Below are 20428 nucleotides of genomic sequence, written 5' to 3'. Positions count from 1 at the left end.
GGGTCAGCTGCTCGATGGAAGGGCGCTCTTCTTCTGCCACTGGGGCCAGTCGACCATCCAGTCCCCGAGTCCGTTGTTCTCGGCCGCCCTCCCTCGTTCGGAGGAACCGGTGACCTCGAACGGGTCACCGACGCGGACCTTGGAGTAAAGCCAGTCGGCGTCGGCGTCGGTCAGCCCGATGCAGCCGGAACTGTCGTTCACCCGGCCCACCTTGCCGGCGTTCCACGGCGCCGCGTGCGCGTAGGTGCCGGAGCTGGTGAGCTTCATGGCGTCGCGGACCGTCTTCTCGTACGCGTCGCCCAGCCCCACGGTCCCGGAGTTCATGGTGATCGTGCCCTCCTTCGCCATGAGCGGGAAGATGCCTGTCCAGGTGGAGTGCCGCGGGTCCGGCCGGCCGGCGGAGAAGGGGATGTTCTTCACCTCCTTTCCGTTCTCGGTGAACGTCAGGCGCTTGCTGTCCAGGTCGACCGTGATCACATGGCTGTCGCCGATGGTGAAGTTCAGGTCGTAGTCCTTGGCGAAGTAGCGGCCGCCGCCGGAGTCCACGCCGTTCAGACCGGCGCGCAGCCCGACCTTGGTGCCCGGCCGCCAGTACTCCTTCGGCCGCCAGTCCACCCGGTCCTTGCCGGAGAAGTCCTTGACCCAGCCCCACGTACCGGTCGTGCCGTTGTCGGTGGTGACCTTCAGGTGCCGCTCCACGGCGGCCTTGTCGGTCACCGGGAAGTCGAAGGTGATCGAGACGGGCTGCGCCACGCCGACGGTGGCGCCCTGCGAGCCGGGGCTCAGCACGAGCTTGTTCAGCTTGTCGGCCTGGGCGGTGGTCAGCGACTCCTTGACCGTGTTCGTGCCGCCCTGCGCGTTCCGGGCCTCGGCCGCGACCGAGTACCTGGTGTCCGGGACGGTCGGCTCGTGGGAGGTCCACACCCGGCCGCCGTCGCCCAGCCCGCCGGCCAGCCGACGGCCCTTCGGGTCGGTCACGACGACCTTGACCAGGTGGCCGCCCTCCGCGCTGACCTGAAGCTTGTCCCCGGCCTGCACCGTCTTCACACCGTTGGCCGCGCTCAGCGACACCCGTACCGGAGCGCCCTTGGACGCGGACGCCGCGGGGCCTCCGCAGGCGGTCAGCGCACCGATGCCGAACAGGGGCACCAGGGCCAGCACGGCCCGCGCACGGCGCGGCGTGCGGCGGCGGTGCGGGACGGGGGCAGGGGTCATCTAAGGGCTTTCTGTGCAGCGGTCCGGCGGATGTCGGCCGCTAAGACGCGAACCACCGGTATTTCGTTGCGGTGCGTGACGTGATACACGACACATCACGCCACCGGCGGGCGTCGCGCCCGCACGCCGGCGTGGTCCGTGGTCCGCGTCTGCGCTGTGCCGCCTCGCCGGCTCCCTCCCGACCCGTCGCCCCTGCACCGTTGACGACGGCACCGCCCGCCCCTACGGTTCCCGCGTGTATCGCTTACGGGCCGCCGCGGCGGCAGCAGCAGCACTTCTCCTCACCCTCACGGCGTGCGGGAACGACGGATCCGGACCGGGCGGCGACGGCCGGGACCGCATCGAGATCGGCGCGCTCTCCATCGTCGACACCGCACCGGTCCACCTCGCCCGGTCGCTCGGGTTCTTCGCCGAGCAGGGCATCGACGCGAAGATCACGGCAGTCCAGGGCGGCGCGTACAGCTCCTCCGGGGTCGTCAGCGGCCAGTTCGATTTCGGCTTCAGCAACACCACCACCCTGCTCACCGCCCGTGAGCAGGGGCTGCCCCTGAAGGCGGTGGCCGGCGGGGTGGCCTCCACCGGGCAGACCGGCCCCGGCAAGGACTACAGCGCCGTCCTCGTGCCCAAGGGCAGCGCCATCAAGTCGGCCAAGGACCTGCCCGGCCACAAGATCGCCGTCAACCAGCTGAAGAACATCGGCGACACCACGATCCGCGCCGCCGTGCGCCGGGCCGGCGGCGACCCCGAGAAGCTGGAATTCACCGAGATCCCGCTCACCGACATGCCCGCCGCCCTCGCCGCCGGGCGGGTGGACGCCATCTGGACCGTGGAGCCCTTCCAGACGCAGGCCATCGACCAGGGCGCCCACGAGGTGTGCTGGCCCTTCGCCGAAGCCACCGACAACCTCACCGTCGCCATGTACTTCACCAGCGAGAAACTGCTCCGCGAGAAACCGGACCTGGTCAAGCGCTTCACCGCCGCGATCAACCGGGCGCTGGCGCACGCCCGGGCGCACCCCGAGGCGGTACGCGAGGAACTCGGCAAATACACCAGGATCCCGCCCGCGGTCATCCGGCGGATCGTGCTGCCCAAGTGGCCCACCGAGATCAACCGCCCGTCCGTGCAGGCCATCGCCGACTTCGCCCGCAAGGACGGTGTCCTCTCACGGCCCGCCGACGTCGGCGCGCTGCTGCCGTGACCCGCCGAGGCGCACGCGCCGGGGCGCCGCTGAGCGCGCCACGCGCCGCCGGTCTCGGCCTCGTGGGCCTGGCCTGTCTCTTCGCCGTGGCCGAGGCGGTGCCCCGGCTCGGCCTCGTCGACCCCCGCCACCTGCCGCCCGCCACCGCCGTCCTGCGCCGCCTCGCCACCGAACTGGGCGACGCGACCCTGTGGACCGCGCTCGGCGAGACCCTGCGCTCCTGGGCGCTCGGCCTCGCCATCGCCTGCTGCCTGGCCGTCGCCCTCGGCGTCCTCATCGACGCCGTACCGGGGCTGCGCGCCGCCACCGCCTCGACCATCGAGTTCTTGCGGCCCATCCCGTCCGTGGCCCTGATCCCGCTGGCCACCCTCCTCTTCGGCGCCGAGACCGGATCCACCCTCCTCCTCGTCGTCTACGCCTCCTTCTGGCAGGTGCTCATCCAGGTGCTGTACGGCGTCGCCGACGTGGACCCGGTCGCCCGCGAGACCGCCCGCAGCTACCGCCTCGGCCGCTGGGCCCACCTGCGCCACCTCGTGTGGCCGACGGCCCTGCCGTACGTGCTGACCGGCCTGCGGCTGGCCGCCGCGGTGGCCTTCATCCTCGCCGTCACCGCCGAACTGGTCATCGGCAGCCCCGGGCTGGGGCTGCGCATCCAGCTCGCCCAGTCCGGCGGCGCGGTCACCGAGGTCTACGCGCTGATCGTGCTGGCCGGGCTGGTCGGGGTCACCGTGAACACGGCGGTACGGGCCGTGGAGCGCCGGGTGCTCGCCTGGCACCCGTCCGTGCGGGGCGAGGCGGCACGGTGAGCACGGCGCGTACGGGGCGGGACGAGGGGGGGAGCGCGGCGCGCGAGCGTCCTGCCGGGCCGCTGCGGCGCGTGGGCCTGCGCCTGCTGCGCGTCCTGGGCCTGCCGGTCCTGCTGATCCTCGGCTGGTGGGCCTACAGCTCCGCCAGCCCCACCTTCTACCTGCCGACACCCGGCCGGGTCGCCACCGCCTTCGCGAAGGTGTGGTTCTCGGCGCGGATCACCGAGGACGTCCTGCCCAGCGTGGGCCGGCTGCTCACCGGCTACGCCCTCGCGGGCCTGCTGGGCGTCGGCCTCGGCGTCGCCATAGGCTCCTCGCGCACCCTGCGGGCCGCCGCCGAACCCGTACTGGAGTTCTTCCGCGCCGTACCGCCGCCCGTCCTCGTCCCGCTCATCATGCTGCTCGCGGGACTGGACACCGCGATGAAGGTCCTGGTCATCGTCTCCGGCTGTGTGTGGCCCGTGCTGCTCAACACCGTCGAGGGCGTCCGCGCCGTGGACGAGGTGCTCGACGACACCGGCCGCTGCTTCGGGCTGCGCGGGGCCGCCCGGCTGCGCCACCTCGTGCTGCCCGCCGCCGGCCCGCAGATCATGGCGGGCCTGCGGCAGGCCCTGTCGATCGGCATCATCCTCATGGTCATCGGGGAGATGTTCGCCAGCACCTCCGGCCTCGGCCACACCGTCGTCCTCTTCCAGCGGGGCTTCGCCATACCGGAGATGTGGAGCGGCATCGTCGTCCTCGGACTGCTCGGATTCGGTCTCTCGGTCGCCTTCCGGGCCGTCGAACGCCGCATACTGGCGTGGCACTTGGCGCGCGGCGAGGAGCGGGGACGGCATGCTTGAGATCACCGGGCTGGGCAAGGTCTACGAGGGGCGTGGCGGTGTCGAGGCGCTACGGAAGATCGACTTCCGGGTGGCCGACGGCGACCTGGTGTGCGTCGTGGGGCCCTCCGGCTGCGGCAAGACGACCCTGCTCAAGTGCCTCGCCGGGCTGCTGTCGCCGACCACCGGCGAGGTGCGGGTCGCGGGCCGCCGCGTCACCGGCCCGCCGCCCGGCATGGCCGTCGTCTTCCAGGAGTACGGGCGCAGCCTCTTCCCCTGGATGACCGTGCGCAAGAACGTCGAACTTCCGCTGCGCGAGAAGAAGGTGCCCGCGCCACGCCGCCGCGAACTGGTCGAGGAGGCCCTGTCCGCCGTCGGCCTCGCGGGCGCCGCGGCGGCCCACCCGTGGCAGCTCTCCGGCGGCATGCAGCAGCGCGTCGCCATCGCCCGCGCCATCGCGTACGAGCCGCAGGTCCTCCTGATGGACGAGCCGTTCGCCGCCGTCGACGCACAGACCCGGGCGGAGCTGGAGGACCTGCTGCTCACCCTGTGGCGACGGCTGGGAGTGACGACGCTGCTGGTCACCCACGACATCGACGAGGCGGTGTACCTGGGGCGGCGGGTGATCGTCCTGTCCTCGGCGCCCACCGTCGTCCAAGAGGACCTCCCGATCGACCTGCCGGCCGCCCGCGACCAGATCACCACCCGCTCCGCCCCGCGCTTCGCCGAGCTGCGCGCCCATGTCTACGCCCAGATCAAGCAGGCGAAGAACGGCGGGGCGGCAGGGGTGGATCAGGACGCTCCGGTCCGGGCGGCGGAGCAGTCAGGGCCGTAGGGCCCGGCGGGCAACCCGGACCGTGGGCTCTCGGCAAGGCCCCGGACGGACCGCCCGCCCTCAGCAGGCAAACAGCCGGCCGCACACGACGAAGGCCAGCAGCAGCACCGAGCACAGCACCTCCACGGCACCGACCACCGCGATCCGTATCCGGCGCGTGGGCAGCGCCATCGCCCGTACGAAGAACAGCACGAAAGGCACCGCCAGCCACGGGTCCAGCGAGACGGCGGCCACCACCGCGAGCCCGTGATAGACGGCCGACGCCACGCGGAAGGTCTCGCTCCCGCGCTCGCGAATCATCGTTTTCACGTAAAGCACGGTCCCGGTGAAATACAGCAGACAGGCCGCGGCGGCCTGCCAGGCACCGGAATCGACGGTGCCACTGCCCAGCCGGTACGACACCAGCAGCATTCCGCAGGCGGGCACCACGGCCGCGATTCCGTTGACTGTCGCGCGTTCCTTGTTGTGGTACGCGTAACCGATGTTCACCGCGAAGAAGGGCGCCGCGCAACAAACCGCGATCAGCAGCCAGGGATGCGTCACCGCGAGCGGTACGGCACATACGGCGAAAGTCGCGCCGAATCCGGTGAGCGGTGCGAGATGGCGGCGCGGCGCCCGTGGATTACGGGACAGGCGGCGCAGCCGGACGAATTGCTGGGCGTGGAACGCGGCGCAGTAGGCCAGCAGCCACGCGGGCAGCAGGACGGCGTGCCACCCGTCGAACCCGCCCAGCAGCGCCCCCGCCAGAAAGGGCACGACGAGCATGGCCCAGGCGCCGTGCTGGTTCGGTATCCAGCGGCGGAGGGCGCGCCGTCCCGGCGATGTGCTCATCCCACGAACATAGGCGGTGTGCAAGCCGGTTCGGGCGGCCGGAGGTCCGGGACCAAGGTCCCGCGCGGCGGGGCGGTCCCTTTCCGTACGTCCCCGGCCTCGCCGGCCCTTTCCGTCCGGCTTCCCGCTCCCGGAACCCCTCCTGGTTTTCCGCCCGGCCCGGCCCGGGAAATGCGGCCGGTCGCGCCCACTCCTGCCGGTGACCCGTAGTGATCACCTGTATGGCGCACCCGCGAAGACGCGGGAAAAGCGGCGGAATGGGCCACACTGGCGGCCGTTGTCGTCCGTTCGGGCGGCGGGGTGAGGAGGTTCTGTCGTGGCTGTTTCGATCTCGATCGTCGTGCTGCTCGTCGTGCTGACCATCGTCTTCCTGCGCAGCGGACGGCTGAAATTCACGCACGCCCTCGTCTGTATGCTGCTCGGTTTCTATCTGGCGGGCAGCAGCCTGGCGCCCGACATCCACAACGGGCTGTCCGGCGCGGCGGACGTGGTCAGCAGCGTCCGCCCCTGAGCGCGCCGCCGTGCGGCCCGGAGCCGCCGGCTCTCACCCCCGGGTGAACACGCCGATGGCGTTCGGGACCGGTCGTTCCGCGCCCGCCGACGGATGGTTGCGCACGGTCGAGCCGGGACTGCCCGGCTCGCGCGTGACGCATGTCGAGGAGCCGCCGCCGTCCAGGTTGACGGCTTCCCGGGAGCCCAGCCGGTCCATGAGGTCGGCCAGTTCGCGTACCGTCATCCCGGCCCGCCCCGGTGCGCCGTCCAGGGTCAGCAGCAACAGCCGGTGCCCGCCCGCGCCGACGCCGGCGGCGGTCCGTACGGCCGGGGTGACGGTGTCCAGGCCGGCCAGCGGCTCGTCGCCGCGGACGATCGGGAAGCCGCCGACGGCGAAGCGCAGCGGTGCGGGCCGTCTCCCGGTCAGGGCGTGCCCGACCCGTACCCGGTCGCCGACGTGCAGCTTGCGCAGTTGCCGGGCGCCCTCCTCCCGGCCGACCAGCGTCGTCGTCCCGCGGGGGATGCCGCCCCGGCCGGGCACCCGCGCGGCTTCCGTCACCCGGCCCTGCCGGACCGTCAGCTCGTACGTCTCCGTGCTGCACGGCGCGGCCCGGTCGGTGTCCGTGCCACAGGTCGCCCGGATCCGCGACGTGGGGCCCCACCGGGACGTGAACGCGCCGATGCCGTTCACCGGCAGCGCGTACTGGTTCAGGCCCTTCAGGGGGAGCGCGCCCGTCGAGGTCAGGACGGCGCCGCGCAGGGACAGCCGGTCCAGCCGCGCGCGGCGGTCGAAGCCCACGCCGATGACGTCCTCGGTGTTCGTCCCGGGCGGCAGGGCGGGGCCGAAGCGCTGGCCGTCGGGCACCGCCGCTTTGAGATGCCGCCCGGAGGCGATGGCCGGGCCCACGGGGGCGCCGGTCGTCTCCACACCGGGATGCTGGGTCTCGCTGATGTTGAAGAAGTCCGCGTTGACGGCGGCCACCGCGGACCGCGCGTCGGCCAGCCGGGAGACCGGGGCCCGCGCGCCGACCACGCCGGGGTACAGCAGGTCCACCGCGACACGCCGGTCGGTCAGATCCACCGTCAGAAGGTGGCCGTGCGCGGTGCCGCGTCCCACCGCGATGTCGAAGGCGCGGTACGTCACTCCGGGCGCGACGCGGACCGCGCGTCCCGACCGGGCGGCGCCGTCCTGCGCGGTGGCCCCGGAGGCCACTCCGCTCCCGGCCAGCACGCCCCACGCCGTGAGCGCCGTCAGCACCGCCCGTGCACGAACGAATCGATTCTTCACGTTCCCCCCCAGACGTCGCGGTAACGGTCTCACGGGTACGAGGAGCCCACTATGGCCCGGAGGTGTCGGAAAACCGTACAACCGCCGTACGGCCGTCGTGTCGCCTCCGCCACCCGGGTGCGTGGGCCCGCCTGCGTGGCCGGGACACGTGGTGTGCGCCTTCGCCACTTGCGTACCTCGTGTCATCTCTGTTCCCTCTGTCCCCCGGACGCAGGAACCGCTCCACCGCTCCAGGGGCGTGGCCACGGCCCTGGACCGGCGGAGCGGGAAGCTGACGGGGACGGAAGGGGACGGAACGCGTGCGGGGCCGCGCCGGTGCGGTGCCCTTGAGGGAAGGCGGTCCTGCCGTGCGGAACGCGCGGGTGGTGCGGCCCGGTCAGGCCTGTGCGCCCGCCGGGGGAGTGGCCGGGCAGATCACGCGGGTGGCGGGGGTGAAGTAGGTGCCGTCCTTGGCGGGCTGGCCACCGGCGAACTCGGTGTAGATGTAGGAGTAGAAGGCGACGTCCGGGTAGCCGCAGGAGGAGTCGGCGCCGATGGTGTAGGTCATGGTGACCGTACGGGTGGCGCCGGGGGCGATCGGCACGGCGTAGGAGGCGCCCTGGCCGGCGGTGCAGGTCACGCCGGGGTCGGCAGTACAGGTCTTCCAGGTGTACTTCAGGCCGCTCGCGGACGAGGTCTCCCACGTGGGCTGGAACGACTGCCACACGAACCGCACGTCGGCGGTGCCGGTGTTGGTGAACGTCATGGTCACGGTGACGTCCGAGCCGGGGGTGGCCTGCGTCTTGTCCACGGTGAAGGCGAGCGTCGGGGTGTCGGCGGCGGACGCCGGGGAGGCGCCGGCCAGGCCGAGGACGGAGACGACGAGGGCGAGGAGGGCGGCGAGACCGGCCCTGCTGAAGCTGCTCATTGTTCTGCGCATGACCAGGGAGCGTAAGGCGTGATCCGCTCTTCGGGGTGGTTCCGGGAGAACCTGTTCTTTCGACCGAAAAGGTCGGGCCACCTCCCAAATGGACTCCACGCGGCCGGAATTGCGCGAAGCGGCCGGAATCGGGTGCAGAGGGCCGCCCGGTTCCTTCCGGTCGTCGCGAGGACCGTGAGCCGCCCGGCGAGGTCCGTCGGGCGGCGCGCCGAGAGAGGCCGGCGGGTACGGCCGGGCGGAGAGGCAGCGGTAGGGCGGGCGCGTGCGGCGGCGCGTGATGGCCCGTCGGAGGCGCCGGTGTCCGCGCGCCCGCGGACCGCGGCGGCGTCGAGCGGCTGCCGTGTCCCGTTTCCGGCCAGGCCGTGTCCGCGTACCGGTACGCGCCCGGCGACGCCCGGCCTGGCGTGAAGCAGCCGCCCCGGGGCGGCGCACGACGCGGCTCAGGGCGCCGCAGGCCCCGCAGCCACTGCCGACACATGGTCAACGGCCCGCGGTACAGCATGGTTCCCGCCCCGGTGCACGGGTCGCGGAGCGGTCCGCGAAGCCGGGCCGCACCGGCGCGGCCCGGCTGGAGGCACACGCGCTCCGCCCGCTGCTCCGGCGCCATCGGCCATGGGTGCGGGAGCAGCGGGCGGCGGCCGGCCGGAGCTGCGGTCCGGCCGGCCCGAGGCGCGGTCTGTTGCCGGCTGGGGCGCGGGCCGGTGCCGGCGGGTGGCGTGCGGCCTAGTGCCCGATCTCCACGTCCTCCAGGACGCCCAGCGCGTCCGGCACCAGTACGGCCGCCGAATAGTAGGCGCTGACCAGGTAGTTGATGACCGCCTGTTCGTTGATCCCCATGAAGCGGACCGACAGGCCGGGCTGGTACTCGTCCGGGATACCCGTCTGGTGCAGCCCCACCACGCCCTGGTTCTCCTCGCCCACCCGCATGGCGATGACCGAGCTGGTCTGGTCGGGATTGATCGGGATCTTGTTGCACGGCAGCAGCGGGATGCCGCGCCAGGCGCGGACGGCCGTGCCGCCGATCTCCATGCCGGTGGGGTAGATGCCGCGGGCGTTCCACTCCCGGCCGATCGCCGCGATGGTGCGCGGGTGCGCCAGCAGGTACTGGGTCTTGCGGCGCCGCGAGATCAGTTCGTCCAGGTCGTCGGGGGTGGGCGGGCCGCTGCGGGTGTGGATGCGCTGCTTGAGGTCGGCGTTGTGCAGCAGGCCGAACTCGCGGTTGTTGACCATCTCGTGCTCCTGGCGCTCGCGCAGCGCCTCGATGGTCAGCCGCAACTGCTGGTCCAGTTGGTTCATCGGGTCGTTGTAGAGGTCGGCGACCCGGGTGTGGATCTTCAGCACGGTCTGCGCGACGCTCAGTTCGTACTCCCGCGGCGCCAGCTCGTAGTCGACGAAGGTGCCCGGCAGCGCGGGCTCGCCGGCATGGCCCGAGGTGACGTCGATGGCCGCCTCGCCGTGCTTGTTCTGCGGCGGGACCTGGGCCGTGCGGAAGCGCTCCAGGTGGTCGCGCAGCGCGGGGGAGCGGTCCGCGAGCTGTTCGTACTCGCTGCGGGGCAGCGTCAGTACGGTCACCCGTGTCACGGCCCGTACCGAGTGCTCCCAGGTCGCGTCCGGCGACAGCAGCGCCGCCTCGCCCAGGTGGTCGCCGTCCGCGAGCACGCCCAGGACCGTTTCGTCACCGTACTTGCCGGCGCCGATCCGGTTCAGCTTGCCGTGCGCGATCAGCACGACCCGGTCGGCCGGCGCTCCCCGCTCGGCCAGTACGTCGCCGGGCGCGTGCTCCTCCTGGACGAACCGGTCGGCCAGCGCCTCCAGCACCGACGGGTCGTCGAAGTCGCGCAGCGGCGGCAGCTCCCGCAGCTCCGCGGGGATGACCCGGACGTCGGAACCGGTGCTGGTGAACTCGACCCGGCCGTCCCCGAGGGTGTGGGTCAGGCGCCGGTTGACGCGGTACGTACCGCCGGAGACCTGCACCCAGGGCAGGACGCGCAGCAGCCAGCGGGAGGAGATCCCCTGCATCTGCGGCACGGTCTTGGTCGTGGTGGCCAGATTGCGTGCCGCGGCTGTCGCCAGGCTGGTGCGCGCCTGGTCGGTGTCCGGGGTGGCGCCGGGTCCGGACGTCGGGTCCGCCGGTGTGGTCATGGGGGGTCTCACCTGTTCCTGTCGGTCGTGCGGCGTCGTGCGTCATTTCTCGGCAAACGCTTCTTCAATGGTTTGCCATGGCTGAAACGCGGTGGTTCATTGGCCGGTCTGTACGTCTTCCAGAATTCCCAGCGCGTCCGGCACGAGGACAGCGGCGGAGTAGTAGGTGCTCACCAGGTAGTTGGCGATCGCCTGGTCGTTGACGCCCATGAAGCGGACCGAGAGGCCCGGTTCGTATTCGTCGGGAATTCCCGTCTGGTGCAGGCCGACGACACCCTGCTTCTCCTCGCCGGTGCGCATCACCAGAAAGGAGCTGGTGCCGTCGGCGGTGACCGGAATCTTGTTGCACGGGAAGATGGGCACGCCGCGCCAGGAGGGCAGCGAGTGCCCCATGAAGTCGACCGCCGTCGGGTACAGGCCGCGGGCGCTGCACTGCCGGCCGAAGGCGGAGATGGCCTTGGGGTGGGCGAGCAGGAAGGCCGGGTCCTTCCAGACCGTCGCGAGCAGCTCGTCCAGGTCGTCAGGGGTGGGCGGGCCGCTGCGGGTACGGACGCGCTGGGTGAGGTCGGCGTTGTGCAGCAGGCCGAACTCGCGGTTGTTGACCATCTCGTGTTCCTGGCGCTCGCGCAGCGCCTGGATGGTCAGCCGAAGCTGTTCCTCGACCTGGTTCATCGGGTCGCTGTACAGGTCGCCGACCCGCGTGTGGGCCCGCAGCACCGTCTGTGCGACGCTCAGCTCGTACTCGCGCGGTGTGAGTTCGTAGTCGGCGAAGGTGCCGGGTACCCGCGGTTCGCCGTGGTGGCCGGAGGCGACCTCGATGGCCGACTCGCCGCTGGCGTTGCGCGGCGGCGCGGTGTCCGTCCCGGCCGCCGCGAGGTGTTCGCGCAGCCGCGGGGAGCCGTCCGTGACCTCCTGCGCGGCCTGCCGGGGCAGTGCCATGACGGTCACCCGGGTCACCGCGCGGTAGGTGTACTGCCAGGACGCGGCGGTGTCGGTGAGCAGCTCGTCGCCGAGGTGGTCGCCCCCGGCCAGGGCGCCCAGAACCGTTTCGTCGCCGTATTTGCCGGCGCCGATCCGGTCCACCCGGCCGTGGGCGACGAGCACCAGGCGGTCGGCCGGCGTGCCCGCCGCGGCGATCACGTCGCCGGGTGCGTACTCGTGCTGGACGAAGCGCTCGCCGAGCGCGCCGAGCACCTCGCTGTCGGTGAAGTCGCGCAGGGCGGGAAGTTCGCGGAGTTCGTCGGGGATGATCGATACTTCGGTGCCGGAGACGGCGAAGTCGACGCGCCCGTCGCCGACGGTGTAGGTCAGCCGCCGGTTGACGCGGTACGTGCCGCCCGAGACCTGCACCCAGGGCAGCAGCCGCAGCAGCCAGCGCGAGGAGATGCCCTGCATCTGCGGGACGGTCTTGGTGGTCGTCGCCAGGTTGCGTGCCGCGCCCGTCGTCAGGCTGGAATTCTGTGTCTCGCCTCCGGGGCCGGGAATTGTCTCGTCGGTAACCGTCACGGCTTCGCCACCAATCTAGGGAAGTTGACAATCGGACGGCGGCCGGAGCCACGGCCGTTCCGTGAGACGAGGTCCGAGCCGCTCGCCGCACTGAACATAGACGTGTTGTTTTAATCTGGGCAATCACTCAAAAGAGTGGCATGAAAAATAAGGGAGATGGACAGGTTTAGTGGAATCCGTCGGTGGAAAGTGTGCCGGGGTGATTCCGTCGCAGCGGCAGCGGAAGGCGCGGTGACGGCGGAAAGCCGACGCGGTGACGGAGCGGAACGTTCCCCGGCAGGAAAGCGGCCCGAGGCGGCCGTGCGGGACCGGCCGAGTCGCACCGCGGCCGGATCGAGGCCGTAAGGGTGCGCCACGGTCGTCGTACCGCGTGCGACCGGCCGGGGACCGCGCTCGTCGGCCCTGTGGACCGAGCGGGCCTCAGCCGGCGACGTCCGGCCGGCCGGCCCCGAGCGGCCCGTACATCTCGGCGAACGCCATGTCGGCGCACCGGCCCAGGCTCGTCAGCAGCCCGGCGGCCTGCTCCTGAGGTGCCGCGGGTGCGGCCGGATCGGCGTACTCCTCCAACACCAGGTAGGCACCGGGCGCGGGGAGGGTGAACCAGCGGTAGGTCGGGCCGCACGGCTCCGGACCGGCCGCCTCGTGGAGAGCGGTGGCACTCCGCTCGGTGCCGTCCTGCCGGCGGTCGCTGACATCGAACCGGGCACGAACAAAGATGCTCATGCCCGGCACCCCATCACAACATCCGCGCTCGCGGTACGGCGCCGTCCGAATCCGCTTTCCGGATGCGGATTTCCGGCGGCCGCTTGCCCGAGAGGAATATGCCCCGGTCAGGCCCCCAGCAGCGGCCCGCCCGCCGCCAGCGTCTCCGCCAGCCGCTCCCGCGCCGCCGTGTCGCACGGCACCGCCGGATACTCGGCGCCGCGTGCCGTCCCCCACCGCCGTGCCACCGCCGCCGGGTCCTCGCCCAGCAGCAGCCCCGCCGCCTGCGCCGCCGCGCCCAGGGCGACCAGCTCGCGGGCCTCCGGCACCACCACCGGCCGTCCCGAGAGACGGCGTACGGTGTCCCGCCACGCGTTCCCGCGCGCGCCGCCACCGATCAGCAGCAGCGGCGCGTCGGCCGGTACGTCCTCGTCCACGATCCGGTCCAGCGCCTGGAGAAGCGCGAACACCGCACCGTCGTACGCCGCCTGGAGGAGCTGACCGCGTGTCGTGTCGTGCCGCAGACCGTGCAGCAGCCCGGACGCCTGCGGCAGGTCGGGCGTGCGCTCACCGTCGAGGAAGGGCAGCATCACCGCCGACCCGCCGGGCTCGACGTCCTCCCGGTCCAGCCCGAGCAGGGCCGCGACACGGTCCACGGCCAGCGTGCAGTTCAGGGTGCAGGCCAGGGGCAGCCAGTCCCCGCGCGCGTCGGCGAACCCGGCGACCGTGCCCGTCGGATCGCCGGCCGGGCGCCGGGCGGACACCGCGTAGACCGTGCCCGACGTCCCCAGGCTCAGTACGGGCTGCCCGGGGCGCAGCCCGAGCCCCAGCGCCGCCGCCATGTTGTCGCCGGTGCCCGCGGCGACCAGCGCGCCCTGTGGCAGTGGCAGTTCACCGGGCCGTACGGTGCCCGCCGCCTCGCCCGGCCGCGCGACCCGCGGCAGTGCTTTCGGGTCCAGGCCGACGTGCCCGAGGATCTCCTCGTCGTACGCCTCGTCGGCCGGTGACCACCAGCCGGTCCCGGAGGCGTCGCCGCGGTCGGTGACCGCCTCGCCGCCGAGGCGCTCGGTGAGGTAGTCGTGCGGCAGCCGCACCGCGGCCGTCGCGTCGGCCCCCGCCGGCTCGTTCTCGCGCAGCCAGGCCCACTTCGTCACGGTGAACGCCGGCAGCGGCACGCTGCCCACCCGCCGCGCCCACGCCGCCGGTCCGCCGTGCTCGGCCAGCAGGCGCCGGTGCTGGGGCGCCGACCGTACGTCGTTCCAGAGCAGCGCCGGACGCACCGGCCGCCCCGACACGTCGAGGGTGACCAGGCCGTGCTGCTGACCGCCGACGGACACGGCCGCCGCCTCCCGCGCGGCGTCACCGCACTGGTCCAGCGCTTCGCCGAGCGCGCGCCACCACTGTTCGGGGTCGCTCTCCTTGCCCGCGCCGCCGAGGTCCGCTCCGTCGGCGGCCGTACCGCCGGTGACCACGTGCGGAGCCTGGCCGCGGGCCACGACCTCGCCGGTCGCCGCGTCCACCACGAGCGCCTTGGTGGACTGGGTGGAGCTGTCCACGCCGACGACGAGCGGACCCGCTGCCTGTGTACCCATCGCGTTCTCCCTCTTCGCACCGCGGGCGTCGCCCTGCCGGACGACGCCGGGTGCCCCGCCCGTCCCGGGGCTTCCCCGGCGTGCTGCCGCATATTAGTTTGGCCCCGGCTCCGTGTGTGCAGCGCCATGACGAAGGGGCCGAGGAGCCATGATGAGCTGTCAGCCCGTGCCCGAGGACAAGTTCAGCTTCGGCCTGTGGACGGTCGGCTGGCAGGGCCGCGACCCCTTCGGGGACGCCACCCGCCGCCCGCTCGACCCGGTCGAGTCCGTCCACCGGCTGGCGGAACTGGGCGCGTACGGCGTCACCTTCCACGACGACGACCTGATCCCCTCCGGCTCCGGCGACGTCGCGCGCGAGGCGGCGGTCAAGCGCTTCCGCCAGGCACTGGACGCCACCGGCCTGACCGTGCCGATGGCCACGACCAACCTCTTCACCCATCCCGTGTTCAAGGACGGCGCGTTCACCGCCAACGACCGCGACGTCCGGCGCTACGCCCTGCGCAAGACCCTGCGGAACATCGACCTCGCGGCCGAGCTGGGCGCCCGTACGTATGTGGCGTGGGGCGGGCGCGAGGGCGCGGAGTCCGGCGCGGCCAAGGACGTGCGCGCGGCCCTGGACCGGATGCGGGAGGCGTTCGACCTGCTCGGCCAGTACGTCGTCGAGCAGGGCTACGACCTGCGGTTCGCCATCGAGCCGAAGCCCAACGAGCCACGCGGCGACATCCTGCTGCCCACGGTCGGCCACGCGCTCGCCTTCATCGGGCAGCTGGAGCGGCCCGAGCTGTACGGCGTCAACCCGGAGGTCGGGCACGAGCAGATGGCCGGGCTCAACGTCCCGCACGGCATCGCCCAGGCCCTGTGGGCCGGCAAGCTCTTCCACATCGACCTGAACGGGCAGTCCGGCGTCAAGTACGACCAGGACCTGCGCTTCGGCGCCGGGGACCTGCGCGCTGCCTTCTGGCTGGTGGACCTGCTGGAGACGGCGGGCTACGAAGGTCCCCGGCACTTCGACTTCAAGCCGCCGCGCACCGAGGACCTGGACGGGGTGTGGGCCTCGGCGGCCGGCTGCATGCGCACCTACCTGATCCTCAAGGAGCGCGCGGCGGCCTTCCGCGCCGACCCGTCCGTCCAGGAGGCACTGCGCGCGTCCAGAGTGGACGAGCTGGCCCGGCCCACCGCCGAGGACGGACTCGCCGGTATGCTCGCGGACCGTACGGCGTACGAGTCCTTCGACGCGGAGGCGGCCGCCGCCCGTGGCATGGCGTTCGAACAACTCGACCAGCTGGCCATGGACCACCTGCTGCGGGCCCGCTGACCGGCCTTCAGCGAAACGGTTCGCGCGGGCCCGATCAGCCGAACAGCTTGCGCAGGAAGCGGATCTCCTCCGTCCGCTGGTGTCCGCCGCCGCCCTCGTGCCCGTTGAACCGCCACAGCCGCAGCTCTTTGGCGCCCGCGTAGTGGTGGTACGCGGCGAAGCCGGTGGAGGCGGGGGTGATCGGGTCGCGCAACGCGGTACCGAAGAGGGCGGGGGCGCTCGCGCGGGCCGCGAAGTTCAGGCCGTCGAAGTGGTCGAGGGTGTTCAGGGCGGCGTCCACCTCGGTCCGGGCCCCCGCGAGGTAGCGGGAGAGTTCGCCGTACGGGCCTTCGTCGGTGATCTCGACGGCGCGCCGGACATGCGTCAGGAACGGTACGTCGATCAGCGCGCCCGCGAGTCCGGGCACCAGCCCGGCGACGGCCAGCGCGATGGCGCCGCCCTGGCTGCCGCCCGCCACCACCACACGCCCGGCGTCCACCGCCGCGTGGCCGCGTGCTGCCGCCACGGCCCGTACGCCGTCGGTGTAGACCCGGCGGTAGTAGTAGTCGTCCGGGTCGAGCAGCCCCTGCGTCATCTTGCCGGGCACGCCCGGATGCGGGGAACCGACCGGGTCGGGGGTGTCGCCGGGCCGGTCGGGGCCGCTCTGCCCCCGGGTGTCCATGACCAGCGCGGCGTAGCCCGACACCGGCCACAGCAGCCAGTCCTGCGGATGCAGCCGGCCGCCGCCGTACCCGAGATACTGCACGACGCAGGGCAGCGGACCGCTCGCCTCCCGGGGCAGCAGGAACCAGCCACGGATGCGGTGTCCGCCGAAGCCCGAGAATTCCACGTCGTACGTGTGCAGCAGCGACAGGCCCGCGTCGGTCTCCTCGAAGCGCGCGTCCAGATCGTACGTACCGGCCTCGTCCAGGGTGCGCTGCCAGAACGCGTCGAATCCGTCGGGTTCGGGCAGCGGCGGACGGTAGCTGCGCAGTTGGTCGAGGGGCAGGTCGACGAACAAGCGGTGCCTCCAGGTCGGGAGCGGGCGGCGGGCCCGCGACAGCCTCCGGCGCCCGCCGGGTACCGGGCGCGCAACCTACCAGGCGCCGCCCCCGCGCCGCTCGGTCACGACGTGGGCCGCTCCTCCTCCGGCCCCCGTGCACCGGCCTCCGGCACCTCGCTGAGCCCGGCGGCCGCCGGATCGAGCACCCGGGCCAGGAACGTCCGCGTCCGCTCGTGCTGAGGATCGGCCACCACCCGTTCCGGTGGCCCCTCCTCGACGATGACCCCGCCGTCCATGAACACCACCCGGTCGGCGACCTCCCGCGCGAAGCTCATCTCATGGGTGACGACGAGCATCGTCATGCCGTCCTGGGCGAGGGAGCGCATCACCGCCAGCACGTCGCCCACCAGCTCAGGGTCGAGCGCCGAGGTCGGCTCGTCGAAGAGCATCAGCTCCGGCTCCATGGACAGCGCGCGGGCGATGGCCACCCGCTGCTGCTGGCCGCCCGAGAGCTGCGCCGGAAAGGCGGTCTCCTTGTCGCTCAGACCGACCCGCGCGAGATGGGCGCGCGCGGTCCGTTCCGCCGCGGCCCGGTCACGGCGCAGCACCCGCCGCTGGGCGATGGTCAGGTTATCCAGCACGCTCAGGTGCGGGAAGAGGTTGAAGGACTGGAAGACCATCCCGATCCGGCGCCGGACCCGGTCGATGTCCACGTCCGGGTCGGTGACCTCGGTGCCCGCCACGGTGACCCGGCCCGCGGTCGGCTGCTCCAGCAGGTTCACACAGCGCAGCAGCGTCGACTTGCCCGACCCCGAGGGCCCGATGACGCACACCACCTCGCCCCGCTCCACGGAGAAGTCGATGCCCTTGAGCACCTCTAGGGCGCCGAAGGACTTGTGCAGCCCCTCGACCTCGATCGCCCGTCCTGCCGTCGCCGGCCTGCCGTCGGTGCGCACCGCCGTCACCTCGCCTTCGCGGTACGGGCCTCCAGCCGCCGGACCAGTTGGCCCAGGGGGAGGGTGATGACGAGATAGAGCAGGCCGGCCACGAGGATCGGCGTCAGGCTCTTGTGCTCGTTGAGGGCGTCCCGCCCGAAGTTCGCCAGCTCGAACTGGCCGAGGGACAGGCCGAGCAGATAGACCAGCGAGGAGTCCTTGGTGAGCAGGATCAGCTCGTTGGTCAGCGGCGGCAGGACGATCCGGAACGCCTGCGGTATGACGATCGAGCGCATCGCGCGGCCCGGCGACATCCCCAGCGAACGCGCCGCCTCGGTCTGCCCCTTGGGCACGGCCTGGATGCCGGCCCGGATGGTCTCCGCCATGTACGCGGCACCGACCAGGCCCAGCGAGAGCATCACGGTGATGTTCATGTCCAGCGCGACCTCGAAGGCCAGCGGCACGCCGAAACCGAGCGCGATGAACACCAGCAGCGCCGGCACCCCGCGGAAGAACTCGATGTAGGTGACGGCGAGCCAGCGGTACGGCGGCACCTGCGACAGCCGCATCAGCGCCAGCACCAGACCGAGCCCGAGACCGAACCCGAAGCCGAGCAGGGTGTACAGGACGGTGTTGACCAGCGCGGTGGTGATGATCTCGGGGAACAGCGCCTTGGCGACCGCCACGTCGAAGAACGCGTGGCGCAGCGTCCCCCAGTCGGCGACCAGGGCGAGGACGAGCACGGCGGCGGCCAGTACGGCGTACTGGCCGCCGCGCAGGAGGCGGGCCCTCCGGCGTCGGGACAGGGGCATCAGTGTCGGCTCCTCATGCTGGCCGCGGGATCAGCGCTGCTTGGGCGTGGTGCCGAACCACTTCTTGTAGATCCGGTCGTAACTGCCGTCGGACCGGGCCTGCTTCAGCACCTCGTTGATCTTCTTGCGCAGCGCGTCGTTGCCGGTGCGCACGCCGATCCCGTAATGCTCGCCGGTGTCGAACTCCGCCGTCACCGCCGTGTCCGGGTTCTGCTTGACGTAGTCGAACAGCACCCCGTTGTCGTTGATACCCGCGTCCACCTGCCCGGACTTCACCGCGGTGAGCAGCAGCCCCAGGTCCTCGAACTCGACCAGCTCGACGCCCGCGCCGTGCTTCTTGGCGTACTCGGCGCCGGTGGTGGCCTTCTGGTAGCCGAGCTTCTTCCCCTTGAGGTCCTCGATCTTCTTGTAGGCGCCGCCCTTCTTGGTGATGAGTGCCTGGGTGGCGTCGAAGTACGGGTCGGAGAAGTCCATGACCTTGTCGCGCTTGGCGTTGATGGTCATGCCCGCCGCCGCCAGGTCACACTTGCGGATGGCGAAGTCCTGGCCGGTTTCGATGCCTTCGAAGGGCGTGTTGACGATCTCCTGCGGCACGCCGAGTGCCTTGGCGACCAGATCGACCAGGTCCACGTCGAACCCGACGATCTTGCCCTCCTTCTTCACCTGGAAGGGCGCGTACGGCAGATGGGTGCAGGTCTTGAGCGTGCCGGGGGAGACGAGCTGGACGCCCGAGGCCGACTTCTCGCCGGCCGCCCCGCCCGACTTGGTGCTGGTGCAGCCCGTGGCGAGGAGGGCGGCGGCCGCGACGAGGGCGGCCGTGGCGGACATCGAGGAGCGAACGGACACGGGTCCTCCGGATCAGGATGCGGCCCCACACTCACCGGTCGGAGGTGAGTTGGCTGCATCCTGCCACCGGCCAGGGCCGATGTCGCCGTCGGCGGTGTTGCGACCGGGTAACGACCGGGGCCGGCCGGGGCCGTCCGCAGCGCCGTGCACGGTGCGGAACGCGAACCGGTGTCCGCGGTACGGCACCGGTCCGGACGTCGGCTTTCAGCCGGTCAGCTGCCGCGCCAGCGCCGCCACCGCCTCCGGCCCCACCCGGCAGCAGCCGCCGACGAGCCGGGCCCCCGCGGCGGTCCAGGCCGCGACCCGGTCCGCGCTGAAGGCGGGCGTACCGCACCAGGCACGGGCCCGGGCGTCCCAGCTCTCGCCGCTGTTCGGGTAGACGACCACCGGCTTGCCGGCCGCGCGGGCCGCCATCGGCACCGCCCGGTCGGCGTCCTCGGGGGTGCAGCAGTTCACGCCCACCGCCACCACTTCGGGGGCGTCCGCCGCGAGCGCGAAGGCGTCCGCCAGCGGCTGCCCGGCCCGGGTACGGTCCCCGGCCGCGCTGAACGACAGCCAGGCCGGCACACCGAGGCCCCGTACCGCCCGCAGCAGGGCCCGCGCCTCGTGCGTGTCCGGCACGGTCTCCAGCGCCAGTACGTCGGGACCGGCCGCGGCCAGCGCCTCCAGCCGCGGACGGTGGAACCGTTCGAGCTCGGCCACCGACAGTCCGTAGGCGCCCCGGTATTCGGAGCCGTCCGCCAGCATCGCGCCGTACGGACCGGCCGACGCGGCGACGTACAGCGGTCCCGCCACGCCGTCCGCCGTCGCCTGCCGTGCCGCCTCGCGCGCCAGCTCCACACTGCGCCGCAGGAGCCCGGCGGCCTCCGTCGCACCGATGCCCCGCGCGGCGAGCCCCTCGAAGGTCGCCTGATAGCTGGACGTGATCGCCACCTGCGCGCCCGCCTCGTAGTACGCGCGGTGCGCCGCCACCACGGCGTCCGGGTCCTCGGCGAGCAGCCGCGCCGACCACAGCGCGTCGCCGAGGTCGTGTCCGGCGGACTCCAGTTGGTTGGACAGCCCGCCGTCCAGGACGAGCGGGCCCGCGGCGAGGGCGGCGGCGAACGAGGGCGCGGCAGTGGTGCTCATGACGCCCAGCCTCTCACCCCGGTCCGACGCGGCGCCTGTCCCGCACCCGGTCCCGTCCGGATG

General features: G+C 72.5%; 19 protein-coding genes. 6 read left to right on the top strand and 13 right to left on the bottom strand.

Annotation, left to right across the window (positions count from 1 at the left end; translation table 11 throughout):
* Nucleotides 1-3 precede the first annotated feature (3 nt).
* On the bottom strand, nt 4-1215 hold the full coding sequence (locus ACZ4QV_RS12785) for a L,D-transpeptidase (protein ID WP_467762880.1): 1212 nt from the start codon (nt 1213-1215) through the stop codon (nt 4-6).
* A 235-nt stretch (nt 1216-1450) separates the two neighbouring features.
* On the opposite strand from ACZ4QV_RS12785, the gene ACZ4QV_RS12780 reads away from it, so the two are divergent.
* From ACZ4QV_RS12780 to ACZ4QV_RS12765, 4 genes are all read left to right on the top strand, one after another.
* Complete coding sequence (locus ACZ4QV_RS12780; RefSeq protein WP_361147822.1) at nt 1451-2413, top strand: ABC transporter substrate-binding protein; 963 nt, start codon at nt 1451-1453, stop codon at nt 2411-2413.
* Nucleotides 2410-3219: an ABC transporter permease gene (locus tag ACZ4QV_RS12775; RefSeq protein WP_467762879.1), complete on the top strand. Its 810-nt coding sequence runs from the start codon at nt 2410-2412 to the stop codon at nt 3217-3219. Before ACZ4QV_RS12780 ends, ACZ4QV_RS12775 begins: the two co-directional genes overlap by 4 nt.
* Nucleotides 3220-3281: 62 nt before the next feature.
* Entirely contained in the window at nt 3282-4061 is a 780-nt protein-coding gene (locus tag ACZ4QV_RS12770; protein WP_467762919.1) for an ABC transporter permease, read from the top strand.
* Nucleotides 4054-4875 carry an ABC transporter ATP-binding protein gene (locus ACZ4QV_RS12765; RefSeq protein ID WP_361590136.1) on the top strand — a complete coding sequence of 274 codons (822 nt, stop codon included), beginning with the start codon at nt 4054-4056 and terminating at the stop codon, nt 4873-4875. The genes ACZ4QV_RS12770 and ACZ4QV_RS12765 overlap by 8 nt, the downstream gene beginning before the upstream one ends.
* 60 nt (nt 4876-4935) lie before the next feature.
* Here ACZ4QV_RS12765 and ACZ4QV_RS12760 read toward each other — a convergent pair whose 3' ends face one another.
* A complete protein-coding gene (locus tag ACZ4QV_RS12760; RefSeq protein ID WP_467762878.1) occupies nt 4936-5706 on the bottom strand; it encodes a YwiC-like family protein in 771 nt (256 codons plus the stop codon).
* A 316-nt stretch (nt 5707-6022) separates the two neighbouring features.
* On the opposite strand from ACZ4QV_RS12760, the gene ACZ4QV_RS12755 reads away from it, so the two are divergent.
* Nucleotides 6023-6217, top strand: coding sequence for a hypothetical protein (locus ACZ4QV_RS12755; protein ID WP_361147816.1), 195 nt, complete (start codon nt 6023-6025; stop codon nt 6215-6217).
* Nucleotides 6218-6250: 33 nt separating this feature from the next.
* On the opposite strand, the gene ACZ4QV_RS12750 is transcribed toward ACZ4QV_RS12755, so the two are convergent.
* The 6 genes from ACZ4QV_RS12750 to xylB all read right to left on the bottom strand — a co-directional run bounded on the left by ACZ4QV_RS12750 (nt 6251) and on the right by xylB (nt 14347).
* A complete protein-coding gene (locus tag ACZ4QV_RS12750; RefSeq protein WP_361590129.1) occupies nt 6251-7486 on the bottom strand; it encodes a phosphodiester glycosidase family protein in 1236 nt (411 codons plus the stop codon).
* 376 nt (nt 7487-7862) lie between these two features.
* Nucleotides 7863-8405 carry a COG1361 family protein gene (locus tag ACZ4QV_RS12745; RefSeq protein WP_361147812.1) on the bottom strand — a complete coding sequence of 181 codons (543 nt, stop codon included), beginning with the start codon at nt 8403-8405 and terminating at the stop codon, nt 7863-7865.
* A 723-nt stretch (nt 8406-9128) separates the two neighbouring features.
* Nucleotides 9129-10547 (bottom strand): family 2B encapsulin nanocompartment shell protein, encoded by a 1419-nt coding sequence (locus tag ACZ4QV_RS12740; protein ID WP_361639713.1) that lies wholly within the window; start codon nt 10545-10547, stop codon nt 9129-9131.
* Nucleotides 10548-10643: 96 nt separating this feature from the next.
* Entirely contained in the window at nt 10644-12053 is a 1410-nt protein-coding gene (locus tag ACZ4QV_RS12735) for a family 2B encapsulin nanocompartment shell protein (RefSeq protein ID WP_361147808.1), read from the bottom strand.
* 420 nt (nt 12054-12473) lie between these two features.
* Nucleotides 12474-12776: a hypothetical protein gene (locus tag ACZ4QV_RS12730; protein WP_361147806.1), complete on the bottom strand. Its 303-nt coding sequence runs from the start codon at nt 12774-12776 to the stop codon at nt 12474-12476.
* 107 nt (nt 12777-12883) lie between these two features.
* Nucleotides 12884-14347 (bottom strand): xylulokinase, encoded by a 1464-nt coding sequence (gene xylB / locus ACZ4QV_RS12725; RefSeq protein WP_361639715.1) that lies wholly within the window; start codon nt 14345-14347, stop codon nt 12884-12886.
* Between the two features lie 151 nt (nt 14348-14498).
* Here xylB and xylA point away from each other — a divergent pair, with 151 nt between their 5' ends.
* On the top strand, nt 14499-15662 hold the full coding sequence (xylA, locus tag ACZ4QV_RS12720) for a xylose isomerase (protein WP_467762877.1): 1164 nt from the start codon (nt 14499-14501) through the stop codon (nt 15660-15662).
* 34 nt (nt 15663-15696) lie between these two features.
* Here xylA and ACZ4QV_RS12715 read toward each other — a convergent pair whose 3' ends face one another.
* The 5 genes from ACZ4QV_RS12715 to mmuM form a co-directional block, all read right to left on the bottom strand.
* Nucleotides 15697-16662 (bottom strand): acetylxylan esterase, encoded by a 966-nt coding sequence (locus ACZ4QV_RS12715; RefSeq protein ID WP_361147800.1) that lies wholly within the window; start codon nt 16660-16662, stop codon nt 15697-15699.
* A 104-nt stretch (nt 16663-16766) separates the two neighbouring features.
* On the bottom strand, nt 16767-17609 hold the full coding sequence (locus ACZ4QV_RS12710; protein WP_361147798.1) for an amino acid ABC transporter ATP-binding protein: 843 nt from the start codon (nt 17607-17609) through the stop codon (nt 16767-16769).
* A complete protein-coding gene (locus tag ACZ4QV_RS12705; RefSeq protein WP_361147796.1) occupies nt 17606-18391 on the bottom strand; it encodes an amino acid ABC transporter permease in 786 nt (261 codons plus the stop codon). The genes ACZ4QV_RS12710 and ACZ4QV_RS12705 overlap by 4 nt, the downstream gene beginning before the upstream one ends.
* Nucleotides 18392-18421: 30 nt before the next feature.
* On the bottom strand, nt 18422-19219 hold the full coding sequence (locus ACZ4QV_RS12700; protein ID WP_361148758.1) for an ABC transporter substrate-binding protein: 798 nt from the start codon (nt 19217-19219) through the stop codon (nt 18422-18424).
* Nucleotides 19220-19441: 222 nt separating this feature from the next.
* Nucleotides 19442-20365 (bottom strand): homocysteine S-methyltransferase, encoded by a 924-nt coding sequence (gene mmuM / locus ACZ4QV_RS12695; RefSeq protein WP_467762876.1) that lies wholly within the window; start codon nt 20363-20365, stop codon nt 19442-19444.
* Nucleotides 20366-20428: the final 63 nt, after the last annotated feature.

It is taken from the genome of Streptomyces sp. NPDC026394 (genome assembly GCF_055567735.1).
Note: the sequence above shows the minus strand (reverse complement) of the source record. Positions and strands in the feature narration are given on the sequence as shown.

Bases quoted from the DNA above. Each gene is read 5' to 3' on its own strand.
- ACZ4QV_RS12785 (WP_467762880.1), bottom strand. From the start codon at position 1,215: ATGACCCCTGCCCCCGTCCCGCACCGCCGCCGCACGCCGCGCCGTGCG.
- ACZ4QV_RS12765 (WP_361590136.1), top strand. From the start codon at position 4,054: ATGCTTGAGATCACCGGGCTGGGCAAGGTCTACGAGGGGCGTGGCGGT.
- ACZ4QV_RS12760 (WP_467762878.1), bottom strand. From the start codon at position 5,706: ATGAGCACATCGCCGGGACGGCGCGCCCTCCGCCGCTGGATACCGAAC.
- ACZ4QV_RS12745 (WP_361147812.1), bottom strand. From the start codon at position 8,405: ATGCGCAGAACAATGAGCAGCTTCAGCAGGGCCGGTCTCGCCGCCCTC.
- ACZ4QV_RS12740 (WP_361639713.1), bottom strand. From the start codon at position 10,547: ATGACCACACCGGCGGACCCGACGTCCGGACCCGGCGCCACCCCGGAC.
- ACZ4QV_RS12730 (WP_361147806.1), bottom strand. From the start codon at position 12,776: ATGAGCATCTTTGTTCGTGCCCGGTTCGATGTCAGCGACCGCCGGCAG.
- xylB (WP_361639715.1), bottom strand. From the start codon at position 14,347: ATGGGTACACAGGCAGCGGGTCCGCTCGTCGTCGGCGTGGACAGCTCC.
- xylA (WP_467762877.1), top strand. From the start codon at position 14,499: ATGAGCTGTCAGCCCGTGCCCGAGGACAAGTTCAGCTTCGGCCTGTGG.
- ACZ4QV_RS12705 (WP_361147796.1), bottom strand. From the start codon at position 18,391: ATGCCCCTGTCCCGACGCCGGAGGGCCCGCCTCCTGCGCGGCGGCCAG.
- ACZ4QV_RS12700 (WP_361148758.1), bottom strand. From the start codon at position 19,219: ATGTCCGCCACGGCCGCCCTCGTCGCGGCCGCCGCCCTCCTCGCCACG.
- mmuM (WP_467762876.1), bottom strand. From the start codon at position 20,365: ATGAGCACCACTGCCGCGCCCTCGTTCGCCGCCGCCCTCGCCGCGGGC.